Here is a 24,505-nt window from a genome sequence, read left to right as displayed (position 1 = left end):
TGGTTGCAATCACATCAGCGCATGATGAATCCGCCGTCCACCGAGATGGACTGGCCAGTGACGTAGCTTGAGGTCGAACTGCTCAGCCAGAGCACGGCATCGGCGATCTCTTCAGGTTTGCCGTGACGGCCCATCGGGATCATCTGGGTCATGCCGGCCAGCGCCTCGCCTTGACCGCTTGCGACCATCTGATCTGCCATCGGGGTCCAGATCAGGCCAGGGCACACGGCGTTGACACGAATGTTGCGAGCGGCATATTCCAGAGCTGCGCTCTTGGTCAGGCCGATCACGCCATGCTTCGCCGCGTGATAATTGGCACGTTCGGCACCACCCACCAGGCCACCCAAAGATGAGCAATTGACGATGGTACCGCTGCCCTGGCGGCGCATGTGTTCCAGCTCGAACTTCATGCAACTCCAGACGCCGCGCAGGTTGACCGACATGACCTTGTCATAGTCCTCAACCGTCGCATCGGCGATTTCCGCCAGTTTGTTCTGGATACCGGCGTTGTTGAACGCTGCGTCCAGACGGCCAAAAGCGGCGATGGTCTCCTTGACCATGGCTTCGACCTGATCCATGTCAGATACGTCGCAACGAATCCCGATGGCGCGATGACCTTCGGCGATCAAAGCCTCGGCAGCCGCCTGCGCGGCTTCGCCGTTGACGTCGGCCAATGCTACAGCGGCACCTGCACGGGCAAAGGCCTGCGCGGTTGCCAGACCGATACCGGACGCAGCGCCGGTCACCAGCGCGACCTGGTGTTCGAATGAAAAGCTCATGGGGGCGTTCCTCGGTTTCAATGGTTCACGTTCTAAATTGGTTCAACGATCGTCAGGGGCGCGCAGCACCCATACCGCGCTGACAAGGCACCCCACTCCGCAAACGGCCAGTACCAACCCCATCGGCCAGGGTGTGCCGTCAGCGAAAATCGCCACAAGCGCCGAGCCGAAAATGCCCGCGCCGTATTGCAGAGCACCGGCCAGCGCGGAGGCTGAGCCTGCGAACTCAGGCATACAGCCCAGCGCGCCCGATATCGAGTTCGCCAACACCAGCCCCGTAGCCGATACGAATAAAAGGCACCCGCAGATCATCAGAGGCAGTCCGCCCAGATCGGCCCACGTATTGATGGCGAGCACCAGTCCGGCCACGCCAGAGACCAACCCTCCCACGGTCATCAGCGTGTCGCTGGTGTAGCGGTTGAGGAGCCTGGCGTTGATCTGGTTGGTAAGCATCAGCCCGACGATCCCAGCGCCGAACAAGGCGCCGTACCATTGGGGAGTGACGTGGTGGTAGGTGATGTAGGCAAACGGAGAGCCGGCGATGTACGCGAATGTTCCGGCGTAAAAGAACCCACCCGCAGCGACATAACCGATGAATTTGCGGTGGCTTAGCAAACTGCCGTAGCGCATCACGACTGCACAGGGTGAAGTAGGCGTTCGATGGTGAGCTGGGAGGGTCTCGGGCAGCCACAGCAGACTGGCCAATGTCGTCAGCGCAACCAGCACCAACGTCCAGAAGATCGCCTGCCAGGACAACCAGTGCAGAATCTGCCCACCCACAGTCGGACCGGCCAATGGGGCAATTGCCATGATGGTCATCAGCGTCGACATCTTCTGCGCAGCACGCTGGCCTTCGTACAGGTCACGCACCATAGCGCGTGCCAGGACAACATTGGCGCACGCTCCCAATGCCTGAATAACGCGCCAGATGATGATCGTCGAGCCGTCAGCAGCAAGCGCGCAGCCGCTTGAACCGATGATAAACAGCAGCAACCCCAAGGCGACTGGCAGGCGCCGCCCAAAGCGATCACTGAACGGCCCCCAAAACAGCTGGCCCAGACTGAACCCCGCCAGATAACCGCTGACCGTCAGTTCCATCATGCCGCTGCTGGCATGCAGCGACGTCGCCATGACCGGCATCGCGGGCAGGTAGAGGTCAGTGGAAATGGAGGCAAACGCCAGTAACGCACTGAGAATCAGCAGAACGCGCAGCCCATGCTCGACATTGTTCGTCGATGCGTCAGCCAGCGCGACATCATCACCACGCGGCGCAATCACCTCCAGTTTGCTCACTGTGTGTTCTCTCGGGGAAAAATACGAATGGTTGCCTCGCGGGATCATTCTCTTGGACTCTTGATCTTCAGTGCTGAACAGGGGCAACGCGACGCCATTGTTCGATGGGGTTACGGTAATGAACCGTGATGGAGACGAGTACCCGCCGAAAACGGGATGTTCCTGTGAGCAATGCTCATCAATCATCCAGGCCGCGTTGGCTTTGTTCGGCCGACCTACTGATGAGCATTGCTCATCGCTTCATGCAGGATTTGTGGGGTAGTTCTGCCGAAGATGTTCCTCTAGCGTTTCAGCTCTTCCGAATAACGAGCAGGCGCTTACCGATGAGAGCACTCGCCACCCTATCTACTCTGGCCGCGACATTGATGGCCTCGATGTCTGGCTACGGCGCCGACATTCCCGCCGAGAAGACCATGAATGTGGTTCGCAACGGCGAGCAGGCTTCCATCATGGGCGCCCCCGGCAATTTTGTCGGCAGCGCCCGGATCGATCCTCTTTTTGCTGTCCGCGCGCCGTCGAAAGTGTCGGCAGGTGCGGTGACCTTTCAGCCCGGCGCGCGCTCGGTATGGCACACCCATCCTCTGGGTCAGACGCTGGTTGTCACCTCCGGCATGGGCTGGATACAGCAGGAAAACGGCGAAAAAATCGTCATCAAGCCTGGCGATGTGATCTGGACGCCACCCGGCGTCAAACATTGGCATGGTGCAACAGCCACGACCGGGATGAGTCACATCGCGATTCAGGAGTCCCTGGATGGCAAGAATGTGGAGTGGCTGGAGCCTGTCACTGACGCACAGTACGAGGCGTCGCGATGAAGTGGGCGAAGGCCGGGCTGGCCTCCCTGTCATTGCTGCTGGCAGCCTGCTCGAACCACACGCCCGGCGACTCGGCTCAAGTACCTCCTGTTCCAAGCCTGGATGACATGCGTGCCGTGTCTCCAGCGTTGGCACACAACACTGAATCGATGCTGCTCGGTGAAGTGTGGAAACGCCCAGGGTTGTCTCCTCGCGACCGCAGCCTGGTCACCCTCGCAGTGCTCATTTCCAAGCAGCAGACTGTCGAATTGGCGTACCACCTGAACCTGGCCCTGGATAACGGCATCAAGCCTTCGGAAATTTCCGAAGTCATCAACCATCTGGCCTTCTACACCGGTTGGGGCAATGCCACCGCAACCATCCTGGTGACCAAGCAGGTCTTCGCCCAGCGCGGCGTCACAGCGGATCAACTTCCCCCCGTGTCCCCTCCGCTGCTGCCTATCGACCCAGCATCCGAGAAAGTGCGCACAACCTTCGTCGACAAAGCAGTCGGTCCGGTATCACCGGGTGTGGTGCATTACACCAGCGCTGCTCTCTTTCATGACTTGTGGCTACGACCTGGGCTCGCCCCACGGGATCGAAGCCTCATAACGGTCAGCGCTCTGATCGCCACCGGGCAGGTCGCACAACTCGGCGCACACCTCAACCGGGCCATGGACAACGGATTGACGCAGGGCGAAGCCTCCGAAGTGCTGACACAACTGGCGTTCTACACCGGATGGCCAAACGTCTTTACCGCAGTGCCCGTGGTCAACGATGTATTTGCTGGCCGTAAGAAAACCTGAGGAGCGAAGCTGCATGAGGGAAGAGAAGACATCCGACGCGACGCCTTCGGCCATGAGTCGGCGCAAAGTACTGATGGCGGGAGCAGGACTGGCGGCGGCCCCCTTGCTGAGCTTGGCCGACCGCGAACAGAACTGTCTAAAAGGAACGACATTCACCTACGCATCCCCAGACAAGGTGTTGGGAGGAATGACGTATGGTGGCTACTCCGAACGCATCGTGGTGGCCGAGCACTTTGCGATCCGCATGCCTTCGGGCGCCAACGTGGCGGACATGACGTCCTATAGCCGCCTCGAAAAGAGTCTGAGAAAGCCAGCCGCATCGAGGTCTGATGCGGCTACGGCAGGCAATCTCCCATCGGTTTGAGTTCTCTGATCAGGTCGATCAACAGCGTCAGGCCCATCGGGACCTGCCGGTGGCTCGAAAAGTACATATGAAATCCCGGCGCCACGCTGGACCAGTCATCGAGCACCCGGATCACCTCCCCGCGCTCCACCATAGGAGCAATCGCAGGCTCCGGGGCGTACATCAGACCCGCTCCCTGGCGCACCAGCGAAAGCCCGACGCGTGTCTCGTCGATGGTGATGCAGCCCGGTACGGTAATCGCCAACTGCTCACCGTCCTTTTCGAATTCCCAGTCATACATCGCACCATTGCCCAGGCGAATGCGCAGGCAACGATGTTGCACAAGATCGTTCGGATGCTGCGGCACGCCGAAACGTTTGAGATAGTCCGGACTGCCTGCCACCACCCAACGGATGTCTGGTGACAGACGCTGGGCGATCATGTCTTCGGGTACCGTACCGCCGTAACGAATACCGGCATCGTGCCCGCCGCCGATCACGTCGACGATCAAGTTGGTGACTGTCAAATCGACTTGCATGTCCGGGTAGCGGTCGTTATAGACCGGGAGAACCGGGCCCAACAAGAGGTCGGCAGCGTCACTGAGAAGATTCAAACGGATACGTCCGGTAGGCTCATCCCGATAACGATTCAAAGCTTCGGCTGCTTGAGCGATTTCGTCCATAGGCTTGCAGATGAAGCCGTGCAACTCCTCGCCAGCCGCCGTCAGCGTAACACTGCGAGTGGTGCGGTTGAGGAGACGAACGCCGAGACGCGTCTCAAGCCCCTTGATGGCATGGCTCAACGCAGACGCACTGATGCCAACCTCCTTGCCCGCCCGGCTGAAGCTCTCGTGCCGGACGATGGCCAGGAAATAAACGAAATCGGCAAAGTTCGCACGGTTAAGATTCATATTCCATGGTCCGTTCGTGATGGACGAGGCCCCGTTAGCCATCCAAAGTGGCCAGCATTCTACGGGTTATCGAGCTGACGATTGGTGAACATTAATCAACCTATCAGTACAGATTGCTCATCAATATCCCTAGGTCGATATTACGCGTGTTATTGGCCCCCACCTTCACGAATCTGCTTAATGCGTTGCGGAGGACACGACTGGTCGGTGATCGACGGTTGGCTACACCGTACAAACAGCAGTCGATGACAATCACCATCTGATCATCGCTCATCAAGTCACTCATGTTGGCAATGACCGAACGCAACTGAGCAATATGGCGAACCAGGCACGCGAAGAGATCGGCGCTGAGTCGCTGACAGTGGTCGCCGACCGAGGCTATTACAAAGGTCCGGAAATCCTTGCTTGCGAGCAGGCCGGGACCACCACTTTTGTCCCGAAGCCGCTGACATCAAGCAGCAAAGCGCAAGGCCGATTCGGTAAGCAGGACTTCATCTACATTGCTGCATCGGATGAATACCGATGCCCTGCGGGTCGGCTACTGACCCGCAGGCACTCTTCGATGGAGGACGGCATGTTGCTGCACTCCTACGGGTTCTCTGGCTGCCAAAGTTGCTCCATGCAGAAGCAGTGTACGACGGGTAAGGAACGCCGGTTGAAGCGCTGGGAGCATGAAACGGTAGTCGAAGCCGTGCAGATCCGATGGGAGCATGACCCAGGAAAGATGAAGGTTCGCCAGCAGACGGTGGAGCATCCCTTTGGAACGCTCAAATACTGGATGGGAAGCACTCACTTTCTGAGCAAAACCCTACCGAGGGTAAGCTTAAACGCGAACGGCCTGTTTCTGAGCACTTGCGAAGGGCGTCTAGGCGTTCATGAGGACACAGTCGCCACCTCCCGATTTCTGGGACTGATGAGCAAACCTCATGAACCCTTGCCGATTTCACCGTCTAGTCCCCGCTCGTTAGCTCGCTTACTGTGCTCCCAACGCCAAATGTCGGGAGATCCAAATGCACAAGCGCACACTCGGAAACAGTTCACTCGAAGTGTCAGCCCTGGGTTTGGGTTGCATGGGACTGAGCCATGGCTACGGCCCGGCGACTGACACAAAACAAGCCATTGCGCTGATCCGATCGGCGGTTGACCGAGGCGTCACGCTCTTCGATACCGCCGAGGTTTACGGCCCTTACCTGAACGAACAAGTGGTAGGCGAAGCCCTCGCCCCGGTGCGCGATCAAGTGGTCATCGCCACCAAGTTCGGCTTCACCTTCGGCGACGACAATAAACAGCAGATTCTCAACAGCCGCCCTGAGCACATCCGGGTCGCGGTCGAGGGTTCGTTGCGTCGACTGAAGACCGATTACATCGATCTGCTTTACCAGCACCGCGTCGATCCGGATGTGCCGATCGAGGACGTCGCCGGGGTGGTGAAAGACTTGATTGGCGAAGGTAAGGTCAAGCACTTCGGCCTGTCAGAAGCTGGTGCGCAGACCATTCGCCGTGCGCACGCGGTACAGCCGGTCGCAGCGTTGCAAAGCGAATACTCGCTGTGGTGGCGCGAGCCTGAGCAGGAAATCCTGCCGACGCTGTGGGAGTTAGGCATCGGCCTCGTGCCGTTCAGCCCATTGGGCAAAGGTTTTCTCACCGGCGCGGTGTCGGCGCAAGCCACTTACGGCAGCGACGATTTCCGCAGCATCGTCCCCCGTTTCAGTCAGTCGGCGCTGCAAGCCAATCAGGGACTGGTGGTGTTGATTCGTCAGATCGCCGCGCAGAAACAAGCGACACCCGCACAGATCGCACTGGCATGGCTGCTCGCACAGGCGCCATGGATTGTGCCGATTCCGGGGACAACCAAACTGCATCGCCTGGAAGAAAACCTCGGCGGCGCGGACATCACGCTTGACGCCTTCGAACTTAAGGCAATTGATACAGCGCTGGCGCAGATTCGCATCGAAGGCGAGCGTTATCCCGAGGCCCTTAAGGCGCGCGTAGGTCGATGAGCAACGATCACGACCCGCTGCGGCGCACGGTGATCGCCGCACTGGCCAGCGCCCCGCTGCTGTCGCTCGCCGACACGCAAGGCGTCCGTCAAACACCGCGCTCAGGCTCGCGGATTCTGGTCGCGTACTTCTCGCGCTCAGGCAATACCCGCGTGGTCGCCGGGCTGATCCAGCGTGGACTCGGTGCCGATCTCTTCGAGATTCGCCCGGCCCACGCCTACCCCGAGGACTATCTGCAAACCGTGGAGCAAGCGCGTCAGGAGCGTGACAGCGGCTTCGAGCCCGAGCTGCAAAACAAGGTTCACGCCCTCAGCGACTACGACACGATCTATCTCGGCTTTCCGATCTGGGGTGAAACCGCCCCGCCCATCGTGCGCGCCTTTCTCAGCGCCCACGACCTGACCGGCAAGACCCTCATCCCCTTCAATACCCACGGTGGTTATGGCTTGGGCAACAGCCGCAGCGTGCTGGTCGAGCACGCGCCGAAGGTTAGGGTTCTCGAAGGTTTTGTGATGGAGAGTGAGCAGGAGCGCAAGACCATGGAACGCGTGAACGGCTGGTTGAGCAATCAACCCAGCACGCGTTAATCGAATTCTGTACGGAGTGACATCATGAAAATCCGCACGTTGGGCAATGGCCTGGAAGTGTCTGCACTGGGCCTTGGCTGCATGAGCATGACCTCGGCCTATGGGCCGGCTGCCGACAAAGCCGGCATGATCAAGCTGATTCGTTCGGCCCACGAGCAAGGCATCACTTTGTTCGACACCGCCGAAGCGTATGGCCCGTTCGCCAATGAAGAACTGCTGGGCGAGGCCTTGCAGCCGATCCGCGAGCAGGTCGTCATCGCCACCAAGTTCGGCTTCGATATCGACCTGATCACCGGTGCACGCGGCGGTGGAACCAACAGCCGCCCGGAACATATACGCGCCGTGGCCGAGGCGTCGTTGAAGCGTCTGCGCACCGATTGCATCGACCTGTTTTATCAGCACCGCGTCGATCCGCAGGTCCCCATCGAAGACGTCGCCGGCACCGTCAAGGATCTGATCGCTGAGGGCAAGGTCAAGCATTTCGGCCTATCTGAGGCGGGTGTGCAAACCATTCGCCGGGCGCACGCGGTGCAAGCGGTCACGGCGGTGCAGAGCGAATATTCGCTGTTCTGGCGAGGCCCGGAGTTGGAGCTGCTGGCCGTACTGGAAGAACTGGGAATCGGTTTCGTACCGTTCAGCCCCCTCGGAGCCGGTTTCCTCACCGGCCAGATCGATGAGCACACGCAGTTCGATGCCAGCGATTTCCGCAACTTCGTCCCGCGTTTTTCCCCTGAAGCGCGCAAGGCCAATCTGGCATTGGTCGAGGTGGTGAAAGCCGTCGCGCAACGCAAACACGCCACGCCGGCGCAAGTGGCGCTGGCCTGGTTGCTCGCACAGAGACCGTGGATTGTGCCGATCCCAGGCACGACCAAACCCCATCGACTGGAAGAGAACCTGGGCGCAGTCGAACTGCAATTGACCGGTGACGATCTGCGCGAGATCAACCAACAGATGGCGCAGATTCAAGTGCACGGTGAACGCCTGCCGGAATCGGCACTGAAGATGACCGGACTCTGAGTCTGCCCAACGCGGCGCCACGTGCGGCGCCACTTTCGCGTCTGAACGGAGTTGACCCGATGAACCGATTGATTGCACCACTCGTTGCTTTGTCATTCATGGCGGCAGAATCCCAGGCCGCCAGCGAAATCCGCGTTACGCCGAACGGCTCGCAGCCCTCGGTCAAGGGCGCTGCTCAAAACTTTACCGGCACGGTGCGCGTTGATGGCCTGTTCAACGGTGATGCGCCGGCGCGCATCGGCGGCGGCACGGTGACCTTCGAGCCCGGCGCACGCACGGCTTGGCACACCCACCCGCTGGGGCAAACGCTGATCGTCACCGCCGGCGTCGGCTACATGCAGCAAGAGGGCGGCCCGCGACAGGAAATCCGGCCGGGCGACACTGTCTGGATTCCGCCGCACACCCGTCACTGGCATGGCGCCACGGCCAGCAACGGCATGACCCACATCGCCATCGCTGAAGCCGAGGACGGCAACACCGTCACCTGGGCAGAACAGGTCTCGGAGGCGCAATACGCCGGCCAATGAAGTTACGGAATGTGTCGAAGTTGCTCGCCCGGCACCTTTATCGCAGTCCGTCATCCGCCCTGCAGGCCCCGCATCAGCGGGGTCGCGCCGGAATTGCAGCGGTAAGGTCAAGGTCGACTCATGAGCTCTGCTCAGAAGTCCATGCGCAATTTCGGGGTTAATCGATACAACCACCCTCCGTACGATCCAGCGACACCCCGGTGACCTGCAATGGATGGAGCCTTTCACGATGACCATTGACACACGCAACAACGCTACCCTCCCCACACTCATGGCGCTTTGTCTGGGCATCGGGGCGATGTTCAGCGTTACCACTCAAGCAACCGAGGCATCGCAGACCATGGCCAGCAAGCCCGCCAGCGCAGCCACGTTGTCGCGCCAACAACAAACGATCCCTCTGATCGCCGCGTTCATGGCGACCAGCGACATGCCCAACCTCAACACCGCGCTCAATCAAGGGCTCGATGCCGGCCTGACCATCAGTGAAACCCGGGAAATTCTGGTGCAGCTGTACGCCTATGTGGGCTTCCCGCGTAGCCTTAACGCCTTGAACGAGCTGATGACCGTGGTGCAGGCGCGCAAAAAGCGCGGTATCGAAGACGCACCGGGGCGTGAGCCGAGCCGGCCGACCCCGATCGGGGATGAGCTGCTGGCCGCCGGCACTGCAAATCAAACCCGGATCTCCGGCGCCCCGGTCAAAGGCCCGGTGTTCGAGTTCGCGCCAGTGATCAACCGTTTCCTGCAAACCCACCTGTTCGGCGACATCTTCGAGCGTGACAACCTCGACTGGCAAAGCCGCGAACTGGCGACCGTCGGGGCCCTGGCGGCAACGCCTGGGGTCGAGCCGCAACTACGCGCGCACATGGCGGCGAGCCTGCGCGTCGGTCTGAGCCCGGCACAGTTGCACGAGGTCACGGAACTGCTGAAAAAACACGGCGATGCGCAGACGGCTGAACGCGCCAACACCGCGTTGGCCCAGGCCCAAGCGGCTTTGGGGAAATGACATGAAATCTGCAAAGTACCTGCTGAGCATCACGCTGTTGAGCCTGTTGGCGGCCTGCGCGAACCACCCCGATGGCCCGTTGCTGATTCAACAACAAGGCAGCTTCGCCGCAGGCGGAACGGTGACCACTGCACCGGGCACCTTCAACCCGCACCAACCGATGACGCCCAACGGCCAGACCTACCATGGTGACCATGCCTACGCCTTCTATCAAATCCCGGTGGATGCGCGAAAGCTGCCCATCGTCATGTGGCACGGTGCGGGTCAGTTTTCCAAGACCTGGGAAACCACCGCCGATGGTCGCGAAGGCTTTCAGAACATCTTTCTGCGCCGCCATTACGGCGTCTATCTGATTGATCAGCCCCGGCGTGGCGATGCCGGGCGCAGCATGGTCGAGACCACAATCAAGCCTGTGCCTGACGAACAACTGTGGTTCAACCAGTTCCGCATCGGCTTGTGGCCCAACTACTTCAAGGGCGTGCAAGTGGCACAGGACGCCCAGACCCGGGAGCAGTTTTTCCGGGCGATGACGCCGAACACCGGGCCGTTCGACATGGGCGTGGTCGCTGATGGCGTGTCAGCACTTTTCGACAAAATCGGCCCAGGGATTTTATTCACCCACTCGCAAGGTGGCGGGCCGGGCTGGTTGACGGCGATCAAGAACGACAAGGTCAAGGCCATCGTGGCGTTCGAGCCGGGAAGCAGCTTCGTGTTTGCAGATGGTGAAGTGCCTGCGCCGATTCCCAGCGCGTTCGACACGGTGCAAGGCGCGGCGGTGCCGATGGAGCAATTCATGGCCCTCACGCGCATTCCGATCCTGATCCTTTACGGCGACAACATCCCGGAGCAGGCGGTCGACCTGCCCGCTCAGGACAGTTGGCGCGCACGCCTGAAAATGGCCCGGCTCTGGCGTGACGCGGTCAATCGCCACGGCGGTGATGTGAGACTGATCCACCTGCCGGAGATCGGCATTCACGGCAATACCCACTTCCCCATGTCGGATCTGAACAACGTGCAGATCGCTGACCTGGTCGCGCAATTCCTCAGAGATAAACAGCTGGACTGACCCAAACACATCTGCAACTGCCGCCCTTTTGATTGCTCAGGAGCTTCACGTGAAAAACACTCTCAAAGCCACGCTCATGTCGGCATTGGTCGGCCTCTCGGCGGGCGAAGCCTTGGCCGCCGATTACAAAAAGAACCCGTTCACCCTCTCCTACGACGGCGCGATCAGCAAGAACGAACCGGGCAAGGTCAACATCCACCCGGTCAGCTACAAACTCAATGGTCTGGACATCGCCGCCAACGTTTACACTCCAGCCAACTACGATGCGAAGAAGACCTACCCGACCGTGGTCGTTGCCCACCCCAATGGCGGCGTGAAAGAACAAGTCGCCGGTCTGTATGCCCAACGCCTGGCCGAACAGGGCTACATCACCATCACGGCCGATGCGGCGTATCAGGGTGCCAGCGGGGGTCAGCCGCGCAGCATCGATAAACCGGCGTATCGCATCGAAGACATTCACGGCATGGCCGACTTCATCAGCCAATTTGCCGGCGTCGATGACAAGCGTCTGGGCCTGCTCGGTATCTGTGGTGGCGGTGGTTATTCGTTGGCGGCAGCGCAAACCGACAAACGCTTCAAATCGCTGGCAACCGTGAGCATGTTCAACTCGGGCCGGGTACGTCGCAACGGCTACAACGACTCGCAACTGGACAGCATTCAGCAACGCCTGCAACAGGCGTCAGCAGCCCGCGCGCAAGAAGCGGCCGGCGGCGCGGTGCTGTACTCGGGCGATGCCAACCTCACCGACGAGCAGATTGCCAAACTGCCCTTCGAGCTGTATCGCCAAGGTTATGCGTACTACTGGAAGACCCACGCGCACCCGAACTCGACCTTCAAATACACCACCAGCAGCCTGATCGACTTGATGCGTTTCGACGCCACTGACCATATCGAGCTGATCAACCAACCGTTGCTGATGATCGCGGGCAGCAAAGCCGATAGCCTGTACATGACGCAGGACGCCTTGCCCAAAGCCACCGGCACCACCGACAAGGAAGTGTTTATCCTCGACGGCGCGACGCACATCGAAACCTATTGGGTGCCGCGTTATGTCGATGCCGCAATTGGCAAACTGACCGCGTTTTACGCCCGCACCTTGTAATTTCCGCTCTTGGGGTCGCGCTTCCGTGTGTAACCTGCTTTCATGGATTAATCCCGCGCCCCTCATGAGAGGTTCTCATCAATGTCACGCGCCAATCTAAACGACCTGCAAGCCTTCGTGGTCATCACTCGCGAAGGCAGTTTCACCCGCGCGGCCGCTCAGCTTGGCGTCTCGCAGTCAGCGCTGAGCCACACCATGCGCGCGCTGGAAAGCCGATTGGGCGTCCGCCTGCTGACACGTACCACCCGCAGCGTGTCGCCCACCGAGGCGGGTCAGCGGCTGTATCAATCGATGGCGCCGAGGTTCGATGAAATTGAACTCGAACTGGCTGCGGTCAGCGAGTTTCGTGACACCCCAGCAGGCAATGTGCGGATTCAAGCATCCGAACATGCCGCCAACAATATTCTGTGGCCCAAGCTATTGAAGGTGCTACCCGACTATCCGGACATCAAAGTCGAAATCACAGTCGACTACGCCCTCTCCGACATCGTCGCGCAACGCTATGACGCCGGAGTACGTTTGGGAGATCAGGTGGCTAAGGACATGATCGCCGTTCCTATCGGCCCACCCTTGCGCATCGCGGTCGTGGGCTCACCCGAGTATTTCAAACAGCGGCCGGTGCCGAAGGAGCCCGGTGATCTGGCCGCGCAAAATTGCATCAATCTACGCCTACCCACCCATGGCAGCCTGATGCAATGGGATTTTGAAAAGGATGGTCACGAACTGAAGGCCCGTGTCGAAGGACAATGGACGTTCAACAGCAGCCTGCCGATCCTGCGTGCGGCCGTGGCGGGATGTGGCTTGGGGTTCCTGCCGGAGGACATGGTGGCGAAGGAGCTAGCGGACGGTAGCCTTGTGCGGGTATTGGAAGATTGGTGCCAACCCTTTGCCGGTTACCATCTCTACTACCCCAATCGCCGAGAACATTCGTCAGCGTTTGGCGTTGTAGTTGAAGCGTTACTCTACAAGCACTGAGTCATCGACCTTCAAGGCGTCTGACTTTTACCCGCCCCACAAACCCGCGAATGAGTAGATATCGTTGATAGATTGCAGGCGTACGCGACCGATTGCAATCGGTCGTTAGAAGTCCTTCGTGAAGGGCTGCTTTGGGTCCAGGCTGTGTGAAAACGCCTGCGATTGTCTAACCTTCTGATCGTCGAGATCGTGGCGCCAAGGCTGAGCATCTTCGGCATCATAGGGCTACTTGAGGCGATCAGGGCGTGACTCCCGCCGCTTGCTGGCCCGTAAACAGGCATATGGGCCAGCAAGCGCCCCATATGGCCTTCTTCTCTTCTGCTCCACCGGGACACGCTAAACCTAAGTCAGATTCAACCCACCGTCTGAAAGGAGTATCTCGCCGGTCAAGTAGTCCGACTCGACCAGCATGACAACAGCTTTTGCGATGTCGTCTGGGCTGGCGGCCCTGCGCATGGGTGCGCGAGTTCGCCACAACTCTTGGGCCTCTGTCCACTCTGCGGTCAGAGGCGTGTCGACCAAGCCAGGCGCCACAGCGTTTACGCGAATGTCTGGCCCCAGCGATAGCGCGAGCAAGCGGGTCATGTGATTTAGCGCAGCTTTGCTTACCGCATAGGGAATCGATGCGCCCTTAGGACGGGTACCGGCATGCGAACTGATGTTTACGACGCAACCTGCTCGACGGTAACGGGCGGCATCGCGCAGTGCCGACTCGGCCAAAGCAACCAGATGGAACGGTGCCACGACATTAACCTCGTTAAGCTCGTGCCACACCGTCGAACTGGCAGCGGCAAGGTCGCCGTGCGCAATGACTCTGCTAATACCGGCGTTATTGACCAGTACGTCGAGCTGCCCCCACGCGGCGATAGCCTCGTTAACAAGCCTGACCCTGTCAGCTTCGACAGCAAGATCAGCTTGCAAGTAAATAGCCTGCTTCATTTCGGCAACCATCGCGCGTCCCGTATCCGCAGAGTTTCGCGAATGGAGCACCACCGCATAGCCTGCCCGGCTAAGGACACGTGCAATGGCTGCACCGATACCGGACGTTGATCCTGTCACCAACGCAACGCGTAATGCGTTATCGGTTGTCGGATTGGGTGTCATATGGATATCTCGAATGGAGTGCTAAAGAGTAAGCGGCCAGCGTACACACCTTGCACAGATCAGTCAGCCATCCGCAGATGCGGAAGCAGTTGCTCGGTCTCACTGGCTCACTGCGTCGGCAGCCGCGTCAGCACATCGTTTAGCTACGCGCATGGGTCATGACCCTTCAGCCGCGCAGAAGCTGACAACGGGGGACACGCGAACATATCCGCTACCGGGAAACGCCACCTCCCCGTCTGCTTGGCCATCTACCAATGTCTGGATCTCTGCGAAGACATCAAGCCAGGCTAGCCGGGACGACCCAATTATCAAAAATCCCGCCCTCCTCTCGATTCTGGCCACAAGTCACAAAATGCCGGTCCCAAACTTCTGCTTCAGGCGCATTGCCAAACAGCCAACGAGCCCTCTACAGCGATCGTCATCTTGCGTCTCCCAGGCCCTTGTCATGCGCAGACGTTTCAATCCATTTTCGATACTGGCGCGTGCGATAAGCCATGAAGAGCTGTTGCACGATCAGCGCGCGCAACGGCGAAACGCTCGTATCAGGCTTTTTAGCCCGGCTGAGTTTGCGCAGTTGAAACTTCACTACTGCCATGTTTGCCAAGGATGCGATGGCTTTGTTTTTCCAAGTGATGGCCGGCAATTGAGGGGCGTTGTCTTTGCCCTGCAACCAGTCACGAGGCAAGTGCGGATCGATGGCTAACGCCGTGCCGATACCCACCATGTCCACACCGCTCTGCACGACGCTTTCGGCCACCGCGCGGCGACGTATACCGCCAGTGACCATCACCGGCATTTTGGCGACGGTTTGGAGATCACGGGCGAACTCGACGAAATAAGCTTCGCGAGCCAGGGTGCGACCATCGCGCGCGTCACCCTGCATGGCGGGGACTTCGTAGCTGCCTCCCGATAACTCCACCATGTCTACGCCCAGGTCGTTGAGCCACTCAACGACCTTTTTCGCGTCTTCGGTGGTGAACCCTCCACGCTGGAAATCGGCGGAGTTGAGTTTGACCGCCACTGCAAAATCCACAGAAACCTCGGCCCTGACCGCCTTGACGATTTCGAGCAACAGGCGCGCCCGATTTTCCAGAGAGCCACCCCACTCGTCCTTCCTTTGGTTGGTCAGTGGCGAAAGGAACTGGCTCAACAAATAGCCGTGGGCCGCGTGGATCTCCACACCTGTGAATCCGGCTTGTTCGCCCAGGCGTGCGGTGTTCGCAAAGCGCTGAATAACTTCTTCGATGACGCCGGAGGGCATCGCGTGAGGCGTGGCAAAACGCTTGGACATTGTGCCCAGTTCCAGCGGCACGGCTGACGGTGCCCAGGTTTTTTGCCCAAGATTGGACTGCATCTGCCGCCCTGGGTGGTTTATCTGCAACCAGAACTGCGCGCCGCCGGATCGACCAATACGCGCCCAGCGCTTGAACTTGTCCAGTTGCTGATCGTCCTGTAACACCACACCACCCGGTCCGGTCATGGCGCGGCCGTCGACCATCACATTGCCGGTGATAATCAGGCCGGCACCACCGTCGGCCCACGCTTGATAGAGACGCATGAGTGCTTCGGAAGGCGCCTGGTCGGCATCCGCCATGTTCTCTTCCATGGCGGCTTTGGCGATTCGGTTCTTGACGGTCGAACCGTTGGGAAGCATCAGGGTGTCGAACACATTCATGGAGCAGTCCTCAACTGGGTATGAGGTCACCTTAAGTTTGAAGTCAACTTTAAGGTCAATACCTTTTTCAAGATCAGTCGATTTTCAACACGCCGGCACCTGGCAAGTGCGTCACCCGATGGGCGCCCAACAACCGAGTGGGGAGTGTTCAATCGAGGTCTTGGCCGTACCGGGTGAAAAGCTTGAGCGCGAATCAAACCCCAGCGCCAGATGCGTCGGACATTATTTGCAGCAGGGGGATTGACCTTAAAGCGAGGTTTAAGGTGAGCATGCGCTGACCTGCTTGAGTGATGGAGCTCGGATGATGCTCAACACCTTTGTTTCTTATGCGTTGGTACTGATAGGTAGCGCTTTCATGACATTTGCAAATGCTGGCACCGCCGCTTCCACAATGACTGCCAAGAATCGCCAAATGCTGGTGATTCTGACCAATCACGCCAGATATCCCTCACGCACCGATTCCACGGGGTTGTGGCTTACTGAGCTGACGCATTTCACCGATGTGGTGGAGGCGGCTGGCTACAGCACAGTTTTTGCCAGTCCCAAAGGCGGTGCGGTGCCACTGGACGAGCGCAGTCTCGGTTGGCTGTACATGGACAAAGCCGCGCGTGAGCATTTGCAGTCCCCGGCCTTTCGCACTCGCTTGCAAAACACGCTGCCGATCGCCGATATCGATCCGTCCCAGTTCGGCGTCATCTACTTCACCGGGGGCCATGGCGTGATGTGGGACTTCCCCAATAATCCCGACCTGCGACGTGTCGCCGAAACCATCTACAACCAGGGTGGCATCGTCTCGGCCGTCTGCCATGGCGTAGCGGGCCTGCTGGATCTGAAGGATGAAAAGGGCCAGTTGATCATCAAGGGCAAGAACATCACCGGCTTCTCTGATCGCGAAGAGCTGTTCTCCGGCATGAAAAGCCAGGTGCCCTTCTTCCTTGAGGACAAGTTGGTGAGTCAGGGTGCTCGGTACCGCAAAGGCTGGCTGCCATTCACGTCATTTGCCATCACGGATGGAAGGCTTGTCACCGGCCAAAACCCTCAATCGCCCAAAGCCGTAGCTGAAGCCGTGGTGGCGGTGCTCTCTGGCAACAACGTCGCTCGCTGACCCCTCAAGCAGTTCCCACCCGCGGAGTAAGACCGATTGAAACTCGCACGCACCGTATTAACAGGATTGCTGTTCAGCTCAATTGCCAACCTAGGGTTGGCGGGGACGCCTGAGATGCTCACGTCGACTGAAACCAATACAATCGAAATCGCAGGCCACCCAGTGCCGGTCGTCAAAGGCGGCCTGTACGACCGTTATCGCTCGAACCCGCCCTTGTCGGTGATTGCAGCAGAGCTGCCGGGTGTTGATTTGAGCTGGTTCAAAGGACTGCAAAAGCACAAGGTCGACATCGGCTTCGAGTCATACTCCCCGAACTTCTACTACCAGAACAGTCGGGTAACGGCTGTCTACACGGCCGACTTGGACGCACTTCGGGCATTGATGCCGCCGGAAGTACTAGCAACCGCATCCCCCCTGCAAGTCTGGCCAGGCCGGGGCTTGGTTGCGTTTACTGCATACACCTATGAGCATTGTGATAACGACGCCTATAACGAAGTGGCCGTGTCGATCATTACCAACACGCCAGGCAAAGCCAATCTGGGTCCGTTCACACTGATTGGCCAGTCGATGTCCGGCGACTTCTGGGGCTATGTACTCAAGCTGCCGGTCAATACCGAGCTCGCACGGGTGCGTGGTGTCGTCGGTTACAACCTGCCGAAATGGCTGACCGGTATCGACCGCAAAGAAGATGCCCAGTCTGTGGTCTATGACATCACCGACAGCCAGACCGGAAAAGTCGACGTGTCCTTCAAAGCGAAGAAACTCGACAAGCTCTCTCGCGAAGTCGATATCGTCACCAGCAGCTTCACCAATCTCGATCATCAGGGCCAGTTGGCATACGGTTATGCGGTTTCCCGCCAACTGCGTCACGGCTCGAGCCGCGACGCAGATTCAGCCACCCTCACACTAGGCGACGGCGCTCTGTCGAATTACCTCCGCACCCTGAAGTTGGGGAAAATGATGAAGTACGAATACGTGCCAGCGTTCCAGAGTGCGCTCTATGCACCCAAACCACTCGCTGGCCTGATTGGCGAGCGCTGAGACCTTTTGCGCCTGTCAGGCCCCGGAAGCCTGGCGGGTGTTTTTTCTCGTTGAAGACGTTACCGCACGCTTGCCGGACGCTTGGCCAACCCCTTCTTCACGCAAACGATTTATCAGCATTTGCGCATTGTCCGCGCACGCCATGCCTTCGGGCTTACCCTCGATGCCTTCGATGACGAGCAGAAGTTGCGCTTTGTTTTGTGCCAGCCGTTCCTCCAGTGCACTGATTTCCTCAACCTTTTGCTTGAGCCCAGTGAGCAACTCGTCGTGCCGCCAGCCACTGGCGTCCATCGGCATCAACTGCCGGATCTCCTCCAAAGAAAAACCTGCTGCCTGTGCGCTGGTTATGAGTTGCAGCACCCATTCGGTATCAGGCGCATAGTCCCGGTATCCATTGGCCTTGCGCTCGACGGCGCTGATCAGGCCACTGGCTTCATAGAAACGGATGCGTGACGGAGCCAGCCCACTGATTTTTGCCAGTTCGCCTATTCTCATACCTCACCCTGAAAAACCTATTGACCTTAAAGTTGACTTTAAATCTAAAGTCATCGGGCGGCCAAGCACAAGGTTTGACTGGTCGCCCTGAAATTCATGGGGAAGCGAAGGCCGCTGAGGACGGACGATTGGGGTCTGGGATGGACACGACATGGGTAACCGTCCGGCGAACGCACCTTCATAGTCCCTCAACATGGCAAGCGTTTGATTAACGCGCTCTAGCGTCGCTCCGCGATCCTGTGACCCGGTTTCAACGCCGTAAGACTTCCACATACCCATCTGCGAATTCAGCATTTGGCATGTTCAGAATCTGAACACTGCGAAAGCAGGAAATCGTTCAGAAGCTGAACACTCCGCGCACCGATATCCCGGTATTTAGCCCCTGCAGCTCATTGGCATGCCCTCTGCAACAAGCATCCGCAAATACAACAAAACACAGGATGCTTCACGTGGAAACCTTACTGCCTAACCAACTCTGGAACGAGCGACTGTTCACTGGTACCTGGGTGCCAGGTGAAATGCCCGCCACTACAGTCACCTCCCCTGGCAATGGCCAGCCGCTGGGGACCCTGGCCAACGCCGGTGCCAAGCAGGTGGAGCAAAGCGCCCGCGAGGCCGCCAAGGCCCAGCGCAACTGGTATGCCCTGCCTTATGATGACCGCGCCAGCGTGCTGCGCAGGGCGGCAGCCATCGCCGAGCAGTACCAGGCAGAGATCACCGACTGGATCGTGCGTGAAAGCGGCTCGACGCAGGCTAAGGCAGGCTTCGAATCCTCCATCACCATCAAGTCGCTGCATGAAGCCTGCGCCCTGCCCTCGCGCAGCCAGGGTGAAGTCCTGCCCTCCACCGCCGGCCGCCTGAGCATTGCCCGGCGCCGCCCGCTGGGCGTGATCGGGGTCATTTCGCCGTTCAACTTCCCGCTGTACCTGGCCATGCGCGCGGTTGCCCCTGCACTGGCCACAGGCAATGCGGTCGTGCTCAAGCCCGACCCGCGCACTGCAGTGTGCGGCGGCCACGTCATCGCCCGCATCTTCGAGTTGGCCGGGTTACCGGCAGGTGTGCTGCATGTGCTGCCGGGTGGCGCTGAAGCCGGCGCAGCACTCACTGCCTCACCCTGCGTGGCAATGATCCAGTTCACCGGCTCCACTGCCGCTGGCCGTAAAGTGGGAGAAGCTGCCGGCCGCCACCTGAAAAAAGTCTCGCTCGAACTTGGCGGCAAAAACTCGCTGATCATCCTCGACGACGCGGACCTCGACCTGGCCATCGCCAACGCCACCTGGGGGGTGTACCTACACCAGGGACAGATCTGCATGTCGACCGGTAGGTTGCTGGTGCAACAGGGCATCTATGAGGCCTTCGTCGAACGCCTGGTGGCCAAGGCACGCAGCCTCACCGTGGGCGACCCGGCCAGCAGCCACGTGCACCTAGGCCCGCTGATCAATGCGGCGCAGCGTGACAACGCCTTGCGCATTGTCGACGCCGCCCGCGCTGCCGGGGCAACACTGGCAACCGGCGGTTCAGCTGACGGGCTGTTCTTCCAGCCAACCGTGCTCAGTGACGTACAACGTGACAACCCGGCATTCCACGAAGAAATCTTCGGCCCCGTGGCCGTGGTGGTGCCATTCGACAGCGATGAGCAAGCCGTGGAGCTGGCCAACGACACTGACTACGGCCTGAGCGCCGCCATCCTGTCGCGCGATACCGGCCGTGCCTTGCGCCTGGGCGAGCAATTGCGCACCGGGCTACTGCATATCAACGACCAGACCGTCAACGACGAGGTCATCAATCCCTTCGGCGGCGTCGGCGCATCCGGCAACGGCACCAGCATCGGTGGCGCCGCCAACTGGGAAGAGTTCACCCAATGGCAATGGCTGACCCTCAAGGGCGAAGCACCTGCCTACCCCCTGTAACCCCGGAGAACAATAACAATGACAACACCCCTTTTGCGCCCCATTAAGGCTGCTGTGACCCATGGCAAAGGTGCCCCCTTCGTACTGGAGCAGGCACGCATTCGAGCACCGCAAGGTGACGAGGTGCTGGTGCGTATCGTCGCCACCGGCATGTGCCATACCGACATGATCGTGCGCGACCAATATTACCCGGTGCCGCTACCGGCGGTGCTGGGGCATGAAGGCTCGGGCATCGTCGAGGCTGTTGGCCCATTGGTGCAGAACCTGGCCGTGGGCGACCATGTGGTGATGACCTATGGCTACTGCGGCCATTGCCTGGCCTGCGACGCCGGCCAGGCCGCCTACTGCCAGGACTTCTTCGGGCGCAATTTCAGTGGTGCAGGCCCCGACGGCCAGCATGCCCTGCAAGACCTACAGGGCCAGGCACTGAACGACCACTTCTTCGCCCAGTCATCTTTTGCCACCTACGCATTGGGGCGCGAGAACAACACTGTACGTGTGCCCAAGGAAGCGCCTATCGAGCTGCTGGGCCCGCTGGGCTGCGGCATCCAGACAGGCGCCGGCGCCGTGATCAACTCGCTGAAAGTAACGCCCGGCAGCGCCTTTGCTGCCTTTGGCGGCGGTGCGGTAGGCCTCTCGGCCGTGCTGGCCGCGCAAGTGGCAGGGGCAGCAACCATCATCGCGGTAGACGTGGTGCCTTCGCGCCTGGCGCTGGCCCTGGAGCTGGGCGCTACACACGTGGTCAACAGCCGCGAGGCCGACCCGGTGGCCGCCATCCGCGAAATCACCGGCGGCGGTGTGCAGTTCGCGCTGGAATCCACCGGGCGCCCAGAGGTGCTGCGCCAGGCCGTGGATGCCCTTGGCAGCCGTGGCGCGCTGGGGGTGGTCGGCGCACCGCCACTGGGCACCACGGCACAGTTCGACGTCAACGACCTACTGCTGGGCGGCAAGATCATACGCGGCATCGTCGAGGGTGACAGCGTGCCGAAAAAATTCATCCCCGAGCTGGTCAACCTGTACCTGCAGGGCCGCTTCGCCTTCGACAAGCTGGTCCGTTTCTACGACTTCGAGCAGATCAACCAGGCCGCCGAAGACAGCGAAAAAGGCTTGACCCTCAAACCGATCATTCGCATCCAGAAGTAAGCCTCAGGGGGCAGCCGCGCGCTGCCCCCGCCCAATAACAAGAACAAGGAAAACCCTGTCATGACCAAAAACTCCAGCCTTGCCTGGGGCACGCTGGCCTGCGCGCTGGTTTCAGCCAAGGCCCTGGCCGTCGATGTGAATGCCGGCGACTACACCGCGCTGCCGCCGGGCACCAACGTCGCCGCCTGGTACCAGCAATTCAGCCGCGCCGACCGATTCAACGGCGACGGTGCACCCGATGCCAAGCACGACACCAGCCTGCGTTCCAACATCAGCATCCTGCGCCTGATCCATTTCACCGAGATCGCCGGCATCACCGTCGACCCGCAAGTACTTCTGCCCTTCGGCCATGTCTACGACGTGAAGGTTGCCGGCCAGTCACTGGGCAGCAACAACGGCATGGCCGACCCGATAATCGGCGCCACCTTCTGGCTAGTGAACCAGCCAGGCGTCGGCGCCAGCGGTCGCTACTTCGGCATTACCCCGCTGCTGTACCTGCCATGGGGCCAGTACGACCGTGGTGCTGGGGTGAACTTGGGCGAAAACCGCTGGAAAGGCGACCTTCAGCTGGGCTGGGTAGAACCGCTGTGGGGCCGCTGGTCGATGGAGTGGTACGCCGATGCGGTATTCTATGGCAGCAACGACAAGGCTGGCAGTGGCAGCCAGACCTTGCGCCAGGACCCGACCTACCAGTTACAGACCAATCTGCGCTACGACTTCAACCCGGCCCAGCGCCTGGCCCTGGGGATCTCCGCCAGCGAAGGCGGCAAACAGCAGCTGTCTGGCGACTACACCGGGCAGAAGACCGAAGTGCAGCAATTGCGCCTGGAGTTCCAGCAGATGGTCGGCAAGACCTTACAGTTGAGCGGCCAGCTGACCCATGACACCCGCGTGGTCGGTGGCTTCCAGGAGGACACCGGGGTCAACCTGCGGGCGCTGCTGTTGTTCTGATTTGCCCGGTTGCCTTGACGCGCTGCTGGCAGCGGCGCAACGTGCGCAGTCAGTAGCGTGCCGTCAACCCTCACAAGGTGTACCCATGGATCGCCTACAGCTCCAGTTGCACAGCGCCCGTCAGCAGTTTGCCGAGGGCTTGCCATTGCCAGCCGGGCTACTTCCCGAACCGATCGAGCGCTCATGGGAACGTTCCAGGGCCGCCGGCCTCAGCCCGTGGCAACCACGCCTGGCATGCGGGCAGCTGGATGTGCTGCCACTGACCGAGGCCGACAGCCAACTCGCTGCTTGCGTGCAGCCGGAGCTGGAACGGCTGTGGGAGCTGATTGGCGATTCGCACTGGATGCTGTTTTGCGTCAACCCGGACAACCGTATTGTCCAGACCCGCAAGCCCGTTGGCATCGACAGCCCGCTGTCGGCACTGCATGCCGGACGCCGGGTTAGCGAGGTCGACGTCGGCACCACGGCCCCGGCCTGCACGCTGATGGACGGCCTGCCGGCGATCGTTGCCGGTAACCAACATTACCTGCAGGAGTTTGCCGAGTTTTTCTGCGTCAGCGTGCCGTTGCGCGGGGTCGATGGCGAGCTGCTCGGGGCGCTGGACCTGACCGGCATTGGTACCCGTAACGCTGGCACCATGCTCGAACGCCTCAAACATGCCGCGCTGGCCACCGAAAACAACTTCTTCCTCAACCTGCCTGGCTGCCGCATCGTCGAACTGCAACACGATCCCAGGCTGCTCGGCTCACCGCTGCAGGCGCTGCTGGCGGTGCATGACGATGGCACGGTGCATGCGGCCAACCGCGCTGCGCAACAATTGCTGGGCGTGCCAAGCTACCGCCCAGAAGGGCTGTGCCTGGGGCAGCTATTCGACCGCCCCAGCCAAACCAGCCTCGATGGCTCACCGCAGCTGTTGACCCTAGCCGATGGCTCACGCCTGTATGGCCGGCTGTTGGCCAAACCCATCGCCAAGCCGCGGGCGCTGCCTGCCAGCACGACGGCGTTGGGCAGCGACCGGCGGGTCAATGCTCGCTTCGACGATGCCTGCAAGGCTGTGGCGGGTAACCTGCCGGTGCTGATCACTGGGCCGACCGGTTCTGGCAAGGAAGTGTTCGCCAAGGCGTTGCATGCGCACTGCTGCCCACAGGCTCCGTTCGTGGCGATCAACTGCGCCGCCTTACCCGAAAGCCTCATCGAGGCCGAACTGTTCGGCTACACCGAGGGCAGTTTCACCGGCGCCCGCAAAGGCGGTGCCATGGGCCTGCTGGAGTCTGCTGGCGACGGCATCCTACTGCTCGATGAGATCGGCGACATGCCGCTGTCCCTGCAAAGCCGGCTGCTGCGGGCGTTGCAGGAACGGCAGATTACCCGCGTTGGCAGCACTCGCACGGTAGCACTAAAGGCCCACGTGATCGCCGCCACCCACAAGGATCTCGCCAGCCTGGTAAGCAGCGGAGGCTTCCGCGAGGACCTGTTCTATCGCCTGGACGGCCTGCGTGTGGCCCTGCCCTCCCTTGAGGAGCGGCTGGACAAGGCTCAACTGATCGACAGTTTTTTCCAGCGCCCAGGTTTCCCACCGCTGGCGGCCGACGCCAGGCGCCAGCTGCAGGCGTACCATTGGCCGGGCAACCTGCGGCAACTGGAGAACATGGCGCGCCTGGTCGGGGTGCTAGCTGCCGGTGAACCGTGCATTGGCGTGCAACACCTGCCTGATGAGCTGCAGGGCAATGCAGCCCCGGCATCGTGCAACCTGGCTGACGTCACCCAAGGGGTGATCGAGCGCGTGCTGCTGGCCCATGGCGGTAACGTCAGCGCCGCCGCCAAAGAGCTCGGCATCTCGCGCACCACCTTGTACAAGCGCCTGGGTCGGGTCTGAGAG

General features: G+C 60.2%; 24 protein-coding genes and 1 pseudogene. 18 read left to right on the top strand and 7 right to left on the bottom strand.

Translation table 11 applies throughout. The features are described from left to right. Positions 1-14: 14 nt before the first annotated feature. Together V6093_RS03105 and V6093_RS03100 are read right to left on the bottom strand one after the other, a co-directional pair. The gene (locus V6093_RS03105; protein ID WP_047604905.1) at positions 15-779 is read right to left on the bottom strand and encodes an SDR family NAD(P)-dependent oxidoreductase; all 765 of its coding nucleotides are present in this window, start codon (positions 777-779) and stop codon (positions 15-17) included. 42 nt (positions 780-821) lie between these two features. Continuing rightward, positions 822-2,072, bottom strand: a complete 1,251-nt coding sequence (locus tag V6093_RS03100; RefSeq protein WP_223817459.1) for a multidrug effflux MFS transporter — start codon at positions 2,070-2,072, stop codon at positions 822-824. Positions 2,073-2,395: 323 nt separating this feature from the next. Here V6093_RS03100 and V6093_RS03095 point away from each other — a divergent pair, with 323 nt between their 5' ends. From V6093_RS03095 to V6093_RS03085, 3 genes are read left to right on the top strand one after another with little or no spacing between them, the layout of a single operon-like run. After that, entirely contained in the window at positions 2,396-2,887 is a 492-nt protein-coding gene (locus V6093_RS03095; protein ID WP_047604906.1) for a cupin domain-containing protein, read from the top strand. Then, positions 2,884-3,672 carry a carboxymuconolactone decarboxylase family protein gene (locus V6093_RS03090; RefSeq protein ID WP_047604907.1) on the top strand — a complete coding sequence of 263 codons (789 nt, stop codon included), beginning with the start codon at positions 2,884-2,886 and terminating at the stop codon, positions 3,670-3,672. Before V6093_RS03095 ends, V6093_RS03090 begins: the two co-directional genes overlap by 4 nt. Before the next feature lie 13 nt (positions 3,673-3,685). Then, positions 3,686-4,036: a hypothetical protein gene (locus V6093_RS03085; protein WP_047604908.1), complete on the top strand. Its 351-nt coding sequence runs from the start codon at positions 3,686-3,688 to the stop codon at positions 4,034-4,036. On the opposite strand, the gene V6093_RS03080 is transcribed toward V6093_RS03085, so the two are convergent. After that, a complete protein-coding gene (locus V6093_RS03080; RefSeq protein ID WP_047604909.1) occupies positions 4,008-4,925 on the bottom strand; it encodes a LysR family transcriptional regulator in 918 nt (305 codons plus the stop codon). The two genes, V6093_RS03085 and V6093_RS03080, sit on opposite strands and share 29 nt — an antisense overlap. Before the next feature lie 214 nt (positions 4,926-5,139). Here V6093_RS03080 and V6093_RS03075 point away from each other — a divergent pair. From V6093_RS03075 to V6093_RS03035, 9 genes and pseudogenes are all read left to right on the top strand, one after another. Then, positions 5,140-6,030: pseudogene (locus V6093_RS03075) on the top strand (transposase); the annotation flags it as partial. Continuing rightward, positions 5,936-6,925: an aldo/keto reductase gene (locus V6093_RS03070; RefSeq protein ID WP_047604910.1), complete on the top strand. Its 990-nt coding sequence runs from the start codon at positions 5,936-5,938 to the stop codon at positions 6,923-6,925. The pseudogene V6093_RS03075 and the gene V6093_RS03070, both read left to right, overlap by 95 nt. Then, positions 6,922-7,512 (top strand): flavodoxin, encoded by a 591-nt coding sequence (locus V6093_RS03065; RefSeq protein ID WP_014861122.1) that lies wholly within the window; start codon positions 6,922-6,924, stop codon positions 7,510-7,512. The genes V6093_RS03070 and V6093_RS03065 overlap by 4 nt, the downstream gene beginning before the upstream one ends. 24 nt (positions 7,513-7,536) lie before the next feature. Beyond that, complete coding sequence (locus V6093_RS03060; protein WP_014861121.1) at positions 7,537-8,529, top strand: aldo/keto reductase; 993 nt, start codon at positions 7,537-7,539, stop codon at positions 8,527-8,529. A gap of 59 nt (positions 8,530-8,588) precedes the next feature. Further along, positions 8,589-9,056 (top strand): cupin domain-containing protein, encoded by a 468-nt coding sequence (locus V6093_RS03055; protein WP_406669696.1) that lies wholly within the window; start codon positions 8,589-8,591, stop codon positions 9,054-9,056. Between the two features lie 229 nt (positions 9,057-9,285). Further along, positions 9,286-10,059, top strand: a complete 774-nt coding sequence (locus V6093_RS03050; RefSeq protein ID WP_406669695.1) for a carboxymuconolactone decarboxylase family protein — start codon at positions 9,286-9,288, stop codon at positions 10,057-10,059. Positions 10,060-10,180: 121 nt separating this feature from the next. Then, entirely contained in the window at positions 10,181-11,125 is a 945-nt protein-coding gene (locus V6093_RS03045) for an alpha/beta fold hydrolase (protein ID WP_176393446.1), read from the top strand. Positions 11,126-11,174: 49 nt separating this feature from the next. Beyond that, positions 11,175-12,227 (top strand): alpha/beta hydrolase, encoded by a 1,053-nt coding sequence (locus tag V6093_RS03040; RefSeq protein ID WP_047604915.1) that lies wholly within the window; start codon positions 11,175-11,177, stop codon positions 12,225-12,227. Between the two features lie 81 nt (positions 12,228-12,308). Beyond that, positions 12,309-13,202 carry a LysR family transcriptional regulator gene (locus V6093_RS03035; protein ID WP_003248221.1) on the top strand — a complete coding sequence of 298 codons (894 nt, stop codon included), beginning with the start codon at positions 12,309-12,311 and terminating at the stop codon, positions 13,200-13,202. Between the two features lie 342 nt (positions 13,203-13,544). Here the strand turns inward: V6093_RS03035 and V6093_RS03030 are convergent, their stop codons facing one another. The 3 genes from V6093_RS03030 to V6093_RS03020 all read right to left on the bottom strand — a co-directional run bounded on the left by V6093_RS03030 (position 13,545) and on the right by V6093_RS03020 (position 15,981). Further along, a complete protein-coding gene (locus V6093_RS03030) occupies positions 13,545-14,306 on the bottom strand; it encodes an SDR family NAD(P)-dependent oxidoreductase (RefSeq protein ID WP_019751731.1) in 762 nt (253 codons plus the stop codon). A 277-nt stretch (positions 14,307-14,583) separates the two neighbouring features. Next, positions 14,584-14,655: a DUF6196 family protein gene (locus tag V6093_RS03025; protein ID WP_337994390.1), complete on the bottom strand. Its 72-nt coding sequence runs from the start codon at positions 14,653-14,655 to the stop codon at positions 14,584-14,586. Between the two features lie 69 nt (positions 14,656-14,724). After that, positions 14,725-15,981, bottom strand: coding sequence for an NADH:flavin oxidoreductase/NADH oxidase family protein (locus V6093_RS03020; protein ID WP_265978851.1), 1,257 nt, complete (start codon positions 15,979-15,981; stop codon positions 14,725-14,727). A 301-nt stretch (positions 15,982-16,282) separates the two neighbouring features. Between V6093_RS03020 and V6093_RS03015 the strand changes: the two genes are divergently transcribed. Together V6093_RS03015 and V6093_RS03010 are read left to right on the top strand one after the other, a co-directional pair. Further along, entirely contained in the window at positions 16,283-17,086 is an 804-nt protein-coding gene (locus tag V6093_RS03015; RefSeq protein WP_014861114.1) for a type 1 glutamine amidotransferase domain-containing protein, read from the top strand. Between the two features lie 114 nt (positions 17,087-17,200). Further along, positions 17,201-18,127, top strand: a complete 927-nt coding sequence (locus tag V6093_RS03010; RefSeq protein WP_265978928.1) for an acetoacetate decarboxylase (ADC) — start codon at positions 17,201-17,203, stop codon at positions 18,125-18,127. Positions 18,128-18,142: 15 nt separating this feature from the next. Here the strand turns inward: V6093_RS03010 and V6093_RS03005 are convergent, their stop codons facing one another. After that, complete coding sequence (locus V6093_RS03005) at positions 18,143-18,622, bottom strand: MerR family transcriptional regulator (protein WP_004576673.1); 480 nt, start codon at positions 18,620-18,622, stop codon at positions 18,143-18,145. Between the two features lie 440 nt (positions 18,623-19,062). On the opposite strand from V6093_RS03005, the gene V6093_RS03000 reads away from it, so the two are divergent. The 4 genes from V6093_RS03000 to V6093_RS02985 all read left to right on the top strand — a co-directional run bounded on the left by V6093_RS03000 (position 19,063) and on the right by V6093_RS02985 (position 24,502). Next, a complete protein-coding gene (locus V6093_RS03000) occupies positions 19,063-20,532 on the top strand; it encodes a benzaldehyde dehydrogenase (RefSeq protein ID WP_181321354.1) in 1,470 nt (489 codons plus the stop codon). 18 nt (positions 20,533-20,550) lie between these two features. Then, entirely contained in the window at positions 20,551-21,675 is a 1,125-nt protein-coding gene (locus V6093_RS02995; RefSeq protein ID WP_265978855.1) for an NAD(P)-dependent alcohol dehydrogenase, read from the top strand. Positions 21,676-21,735: 60 nt separating this feature from the next. Continuing rightward, positions 21,736-22,626 (top strand): transporter, encoded by an 891-nt coding sequence (locus tag V6093_RS02990; RefSeq protein ID WP_108078594.1) that lies wholly within the window; start codon positions 21,736-21,738, stop codon positions 22,624-22,626. An 85-nt stretch (positions 22,627-22,711) separates the two neighbouring features. Continuing rightward, entirely contained in the window at positions 22,712-24,502 is a 1,791-nt protein-coding gene (locus V6093_RS02985; RefSeq protein ID WP_265978858.1) for a sigma-54-dependent Fis family transcriptional regulator, read from the top strand. Positions 24,503-24,505: the final 3 nt, after the last annotated feature.

It is taken from the genome of Pseudomonas putida group bacterium ESBL64 (assembly GCF_045277175.1).
Taxonomy (GTDB): Bacteria; Pseudomonadota; Gammaproteobacteria; order Pseudomonadales; family Pseudomonadaceae; genus Aquipseudomonas; species Aquipseudomonas alloputida.
Note: the sequence above shows the minus strand (reverse complement) of the source record. Positions and strands in the feature narration are given on the sequence as shown.